Origin of the sequence: Tianweitania sp., from assembly GCF_032053605.1 — a bacterium.
GTDB lineage: Bacteria > Pseudomonadota > Alphaproteobacteria > Rhizobiales > Rhizobiaceae > Tianweitania.
Map to the genome: position 1 here is coordinate 1 of NZ_DAMBUH010000148.1, position 6,541 is coordinate 6,541.

Here is a 6,541-nt window from a genome sequence, read left to right on the forward strand (position 1 = left end):
CTCGTCGGCCACGATCAGGCCCGGGCGGCCAAGCAGCGCTCGCGCCACGGCGACACGCTGCATCTGCCCGCGCGACAGGGTTTCGACAGCCTGATCGAGCCGTTCGATTCCGACCTGGCTCAACAGGCGCAAGGCAGCGTCATGCATTCCGGCCGGCAATCTCAGATGGGCCAGGCGCTGCGGCAGAAGCACGTTTTCCAGCGCCGACAGGCCGGGAAAAAGATGGAAGTCCTGCATCACGAGGCCGACATTGGCGGCGCGCCATTGATCGCTGCGGCGCTCGGATAAAGTGGCGAGGTCCGTGTCGCCCCAACGCACCGAGGCCTGCGCGGCACGGTTATGCGGCACGCGCTCAAGGCCGGTCAGGATGTTGATGAGGGTCGTCTTGCCCGAGCCCGATGGGCCGGTCAGCGCAACGCGTTCACCTGCCTTGAGCTGGAGGGTGGGAATGTCCAGGGCAGGCAGAGCGAGACCGGGAAAGCGCACGTCGAGCGCTTCAACAACAAGCGGCAGCATGGCTCAGACCGTCTCGAAGGCGGCGTCGACGATGCGCACAAGGCTGACGAAGCCGGTGTCGGGATCGGTCCAGGAGCCGACTTCCAGCTTGCCGGACACCTCGATCGTGGCGTTGGCCTGCTCAAAGGTCTGGGCTTCCTTCAGATAAACCACGACGATGTTGTCCGGCCAGTCCGCATCCGACGAGCAGAACGGACAAAGCGCCATCGGAATTTCGGTCAGAACGAAGAAGTTGGCTTCAGCCTTCAGCGGCGGCGCCATGAAACCCTGCATGGAAACCGGCTTGTCCTGAAGCCTCTTCAGCTTGTCGGAAAAGGTGAGGCCGAGCACGCCCACCGAGCCATACATCTCGTCGAAGGTGAGGCTCGATGGAGCCGCGAGCGCCTGTCGCGCCGGCAGCATCAAGGCAGCGCCCCCGATGAGCCCGAGCGCGTGACGGCGGCTGATGCGGAGGAAGGAAGAAGCGTCCATGGTCATGGCATGACCCCGGTGTCAGTCGGAAAAGGCGAAGGGAACCCGGACCTATCGCCCGGGCTCCCGCTTGGGTCAGCTTAGACCGTTCTTACTTGGCCTGCTTGGTGCCCAGGGCAAAGGCGTCGGCCAGCACGCGGTACACGTCGCTCTGTTCCAGATAGCCCTTGAAACCTTCCGAGCCCGGGCCGGTCGACTGCAGGACGACGTCGTCCACTGCATGAACGCCGGTGTCGCCGTCGCGCGGGATGTTGCCCTGCACGAGAACGGCGCCCGGAACATCCTTGTACTGCTCGTTGGCGATATACTGCTTCTGCTCGTTCTGGATCGCCGGAACGAACGGGCCGTCGAGCTTCGGACGGAAGGTTTCGTAGTGGTCCGGGCCGTTATTGGCGGAAAGGAACAGGCGGCGCGACACGTCAATCTTGTCCGGGTAGCCGTCGCCGTTCTCGTCGGTGTAGTTCGGGAAGCCGGCAGCCGCATAGGTGCCGACCTTTTCGCGCATGTCCGTGCCTTCCTTTTCGTCATCCACCGTGCCGATGAGGGAAACGCCATGTGTGTGATCGCCGGTTACGACGATCATCGTGTCCGGATTGGTCTTGGCGAACTCCATGGCGACACCAATGGCCTTGTCGAACTCGATCGTGTCCATCACGGCGCGATCCCAATCCAGCGGATGAGACATCTTGTCGATGTTGGCGCCTTCCACCATCAGGAAGAAGCCGTCCTGGTTCTTCGATAGCTGGTCGATCGCGACCTTGGTCATCTCGTCCAGGCCTGGCTGGTTCGGGAACTTGCCGACAGTCCCTTTCTTCAGGAACTCGCGGTCGAGCGTGGAATCCATGTTGCCGGTGTGGAACAGTCCCAGGATCTTGCCGGTATTGGTGCCGGTAGCCTTTTCGAGCTCTTCCTTGTTGGTCGCCAGCGTATAACCGGCGTCCTGGTACATCTTGACGAAGTCCTTGTCGTCCTTGCGCTTCGAGCCCGGCGTGGCCTGCGGCAGGAAGTAGGCGGAACCGCCTCCAAGGATGACGTCGGGCTTTACGTCGAACATCATCTGGTTGATTTCGGCCTTGTCACCACGCTTGCGGGTGTGGGACGCCACGGCTGCCGGGGTCGCGTCCTGCAGTTCCGATGTCGTGACGATGCCGATCGCCTTGTTTGTCTGGCGGCGCAGCGCCTCGGCCATGGTCTCGACCTTCGGGTCATCCATGGAATCCTTCGTGCGGTCGGCATAAACGCCGATCGCGTTCACGGCCGTTTTATGACCGGTCATGTAGGCCGACATCGTGTTGGCGCTGTCGGTGGCGATGGCTTCGGTGGAAGACGTTCCGATAAAAGCCATCCGATCGAGGTCGTCCATGGCAAGACGAGCGTTTGCCTTGCCCTCGGTCATGCCGCGCGACATTATGCGGGCAGCGGTGCGATGGGCAACCGACAGGCCGTCGCCGACGAGGAAGATGACGTTCTTAGCCTTCGGGGTCTCGGCCGTGCCGTAAACGTCCCAGGTGACGGTCTTGGTCTCGTCGCCGGCCTTGGCCACAATCTCATAGGAGCCGGCCTCGGCGATGGTCACGCCCTTAAAGCGGATCGCGGACGCATCGGCATCGGCTTCCTTTTCGATGAACGCGATCTCGCCGCCGAGCACGTCCTTGGCCGGCTTGCCGTTGATCTTGACCGTCACATCGCCTTCAGCAATCACGCCGTCGAACTCGACCTTCATGTCGAACGGCGAGCCGGAAAGGATCGTTGCGCGATCGAGAGGATAAATGGTGGTGGCGCTGGCGACCATGGCGGTTGCCAGGCAGGTCGTTGCAGTCAATAGAGCGAGCAAGCCGCGCATTGTTATTTCTCCGGACAGATACAGACACAGGTCGCTCGCTAGCGCCTGCGCATGTCAGCCGGATGACAGGTGTATGAGTGTTTACTGATGAAAGTCCCCACCACCCGCCTCACGCTGGTCAAAGGCGTCGACCGCCTGGCGGATCATGTCGGCGAGCTTTTGCGCCGCCAGCGAAGGCGGGCGGGTGTTGGGGGTGAGCATCCAGACCTGCATGGGCGTGGCGGGCAGCAAGGGCCGGCGCACCAGCTGGCTTTCCCCATAATCGAGCCCGACGAACGGCGGCACGACGGAGACGCCGACACCGTTGGCGACAAAGCCGCAGATCGTTTCCGATAGCGGCACTTCGATCGTCGTGCGCTTTTGCACGCCATGCGCCCGGAACGCACTGTCGATGGTCATCAGAGAGCAATCGTCGCGCGCCAGCGAAATGAAGGGCTCGCTGCGCAGATCCTCGAAGCTGACCGCATTGTTGCGCGCCAGCGGATGGCCGGCCGGCAGCACGCAGACCATGTCGAAGCGCATGATGAGTTCGGCATCGACCTGCGGATGGTCGAACGGCACGACGGTTAAACCAATATCGATCTGTTGCGCTGCAACCAGTTCGGCAATGCGAGGAGAATGATGGCTTTTCAGCGTGAAATGCAGGTCGGGCTGGGATGCCAGAAACGGCGACAAGGCATGAGCGAGATAGCGCGTCGCGAGTGCTGCAGGCGCCGCCACGCTGACCTCGCCCCATTCGCGGTTCTTCAGGGCTTTGGCGAGGCGCGCGACGCGCTCCGTGCCGGAAAACATGCGGTCGACTTCGCCCGCCAGCATGCGCGCTTCCTGGGTGGGCACCAAACGGCCGCCACTGCGCACGAACAAGGGAAATCCACAGCTTTCCGAGAAGGCGCGCAGGAGCTTGCTGACGGCCGGCTGGCTGACATTCAGGCGCTGCGCGGCACGCGATACCGAGCCGGTTTCGATCGTGGCCTGAAAGGCTTCCAGCTGCCTTACGTTCATCGCGCGTGATCCCCAACCAATATGAGCTTTGGTTATATTGATGGGAGAACAAGCTATTTGACAATCATAGGACGGAAAATCCCTTATGCGACTAACCCGCGCCTCATTGGGAGTGTGGGATCGATCAAGGGAACTTAGCCGATGCGATCCGTTCTTGGCCTTTGCACCGCCGCGCTGCTGATGTCGGCGCCTGCCTATTCCGCCAACCTGTCCGTGTGCCTGGAAGGCGCGCCGGAGATCTTTAACCCCCAGCTGTCGAGCAATGGCACCACGCTGACCGTTCTCGGCCAGATCTATGACAATCTGGTTTCGGTGAAGGCCGGCACGTCGGAGATCCAGCCGGCGCTGGCGGAAAGCTGGAGCGTTTCGGACGACGGCAAGACTTATACGTTCAAGCTGCGCCAGGGCGTGAAATGGCAGGCCAACGACCAGTTTACGCCGAGCCGCGATCTCAATTCCGATGATGTCGTGTTCACCTTCGAGCGCATGATGCGCGACGATCATCCCTACGCCAAGGTCAGCGGCGGCACCTTTGTCACCTTCAACACCAAGCTTTCGGATGTGCTGGAAAAGGTCGAGAAGATCGACGACCGGACGGTCGCCTTCACGCTGGATGCGCCGCTCGCGCCCTTCATCGGCATCATGGCGCACCAGTCGCTGGCGATCACCTCGGCCGAATATGCTGACACACTCCTCAAAGCCGGCGCGCAGGATCAGTTCGACCGCCAGCCGATCGGCACCGGCCCGTTCCGGCTGGAAGCCTATCAGCAGGACGCGGCCGTGCGTCTGGCCGCCTTCCCGGAAACCTGGGGTGCCGCGATCGGCGACGAAACGCGCACGCCGAAGGTCGATGCTGTGGTGATGGCGATCAGCGCGGATGCTTCGGTGCGCTTGCAGCGCGCCTTGGCGGGCGAGTGCCACATCGCGCTTTACCCGAACCTCACCGATCTCAAGCAGATCGAAGACAGCGGCACGCTAAATGCCGTACCGACACCCGTTGCATCCACCGGCTTCATTACCTTCAACTTCAAGCAGAAGGAATTCCAGAACAAGAAGGTCCGCGAAGCCCTCGCGCATGCCATCAACATGAAGCCGATGGTGGATGTCGTTTATGACGGCAAGGGCAAGGTTACGGGCTCGCTGGTGCCGCCGGCACTTTGGGGCACGGCCGATCTCGGCGCTTACGATTACGATCCGGAACTTGCCAAGAAGCTGCTCGCCGAAGCCGGCTATCCCGATGGTTTCTCGACGCAGCTCTGGGCTATTCCGGTGGCGCGGCCTTACATGCCGCATGGACGCCGCGCCGCGGAGTTCATCCAGGCGGACTGGGCGGCGATTGGCGTCAAGGCCGAGATCATCTCCTATGAATGGTCGGAATACATCACTCGTTCGCGCCAGGGCGAAGCGCAGGTCGGCATGTTCGGCGGCATCTATGATTTCCCCGATCCGAGCCAGATCCCGAACAACTATTTCGGCTGCGATTCCACCGGCAAGCCGAGCCCGTCCAATATCGGTGCGTGGTGCAATGACGAGTTCAACGCGCTGATGAAGAAGGCCGGCGAGATTACCGACCAGGCCGAGCGTGAAAAGCTCTACAAACAGGCGCAGGACGTGTTCCACGCCGAGGTGCCGGCCGTGATCCTCGGCGGTGCCGACACGATTACCGCCGTTAACAAGTCGGTGAAGGGCTTCGTGCCGGCAATCTTCGGCGCCAACCGCCTGTCCGGCGTCAGCGTCGAATAAACCTATCATCCATCAAACAGGGCTTCGGCGCCGGTAGCGCGCCGAAGCGGCAGAAGAAGAAAGGAATGCGCATGCGCGTTCTGATTATCGGCGCCGGAATGCTCGGCGCCAGCACGGCATATCATCTGGCTCAACTCGGCGCTGAGGTCGAGATTGTTGACGAGGAACATCAGGGTAAGGCCACGCTCGCCGGTGCCGGCATCGTTTGTCCCTGGGCGACCAAGGCCGACGAGCCTGTTTGGTACGAGATGTATGCCGCCGGCGCGCGCTATTACGACACGCTGATCGAGGGCCTGAAGGAGCGCGGCGAAACGAGCATGGGCTACGGCAAGGTCGGCGCCCTCGTGGTTGCCGAGGAGGAAGCCGAGTTTCTTGCCGCGGAAGAACGCGTTCTGCGTCGCACGAAGGATGTGCCGGAAGCCGGCACCATCTCCAAACTGACGCCGGAAGAAGCACGCAAACTTTTTCCGCCGCTGCGCGAAGACATGCCGGCGATCCATATATCCGGCGCGGCACGCGTCGATGCGAGGCTGCTGGCGGCCGCCATGCTGCGTGCTGCCGTGTCGCTCGGCGCCACCTTCCGTCGCGACAATGTCACGCTCGCCATGAAGAATGACAAGCCGGTTTGCATCGGCAGCAGCGGCGAGGTAATCGAAGCCGACGAGATCATCGTCACGGCCGGCGCCTGGGCGTCGCGCATCCTGCAGCCGCTCGGGCTCCACCATCCCGTTCAGCCGCAAAAAGGCCAGATCGTGCATCTGTCGCTGCCGGGCGTTGCCACCGCCAAATGGCCGGTGATCCTGCCGATGGGCAGCCATTACATGCTGTCCTTCGACGATTCCCGCGTGGTGATCGGCGCGACGCGCGAAGACAATTCCGGCTTCGATTATCGCGTCACCGCCGCCGGCGAGCATGAGGTTCTATCGGCCGGCCTGAAGATCGCGCCCGGTCTGGCCAATGCGACCC

General features: G+C 62.2%; 6 protein-coding genes. 2 read left to right on the forward strand and 4 right to left on the reverse strand.

Annotated features, from left to right (window positions below; all coding sequences use genetic code 11):
• From RTX98_RS19370 to RTX98_RS19385, 4 genes are all read right to left on the reverse strand, one after another.
• Positions 1–516 (reverse strand): ABC transporter ATP-binding protein (locus RTX98_RS19370; protein ID WP_312798480.1); only part of this gene is annotated, 516 nt, incomplete at its 3' end.
• Positions 517–519: 3 nt separating this feature from the next.
• The gene (locus RTX98_RS19375; protein WP_312798486.1) at positions 520–987 is read right to left on the reverse strand and encodes a hypothetical protein; all 468 of its coding nucleotides are present in this window, start codon (positions 985–987) and stop codon (positions 520–522) included.
• 91 nt (positions 988–1,078) lie between these two features.
• The gene (locus RTX98_RS19380; protein WP_312798481.1) at positions 1,079–2,830 is read right to left on the reverse strand and encodes an alkaline phosphatase; all 1,752 of its coding nucleotides are present in this window, start codon (positions 2,828–2,830) and stop codon (positions 1,079–1,081) included.
• Positions 2,831–2,911: 81 nt separating this feature from the next.
• Entirely contained in the window at positions 2,912–3,832 is a 921-nt protein-coding gene (locus RTX98_RS19385; RefSeq protein ID WP_312798483.1) for a LysR substrate-binding domain-containing protein, read from the reverse strand.
• A 141-nt stretch (positions 3,833–3,973) separates the two neighbouring features.
• Here RTX98_RS19385 and RTX98_RS19390 point away from each other — a divergent pair, with 141 nt between their 5' ends.
• Positions 3,974–5,575 carry an ABC transporter substrate-binding protein gene (locus tag RTX98_RS19390; protein ID WP_312798484.1) on the forward strand — a complete coding sequence of 534 codons (1,602 nt, stop codon included), beginning with the start codon at positions 3,974–3,976 and terminating at the stop codon, positions 5,573–5,575.
• A 71-nt stretch (positions 5,576–5,646) separates the two neighbouring features.
• The coding region (locus tag RTX98_RS19395) for an FAD-dependent oxidoreductase (RefSeq protein ID WP_312798485.1) at positions 5,647–6,541 on the forward strand (895 nt) is incomplete at its 3' end.

What these genes read in the sequence shown, in the direction of transcription:
- RTX98_RS19385 (WP_312798483.1), bottom strand. Translation starts at nt 3,832, where the DNA reads ATGAACGTAAGGCAGCTGGAAGCCTTTCAGGCCACGATCGAAACCGGC.
- RTX98_RS19390 (WP_312798484.1), top strand. Translation starts at nt 3,974, where the DNA reads ATGCGATCCGTTCTTGGCCTTTGCACCGCCGCGCTGCTGATGTCGGCG.
- RTX98_RS19375 (WP_312798486.1), bottom strand. Translation starts at nt 987, where the DNA reads ATGGACGCTTCTTCCTTCCTCCGCATCAGCCGCCGTCACGCGCTCGGG.
- RTX98_RS19380 (WP_312798481.1), bottom strand. Translation starts at nt 2,830, where the DNA reads ATGCGCGGCTTGCTCGCTCTATTGACTGCAACGACCTGCCTGGCAACC.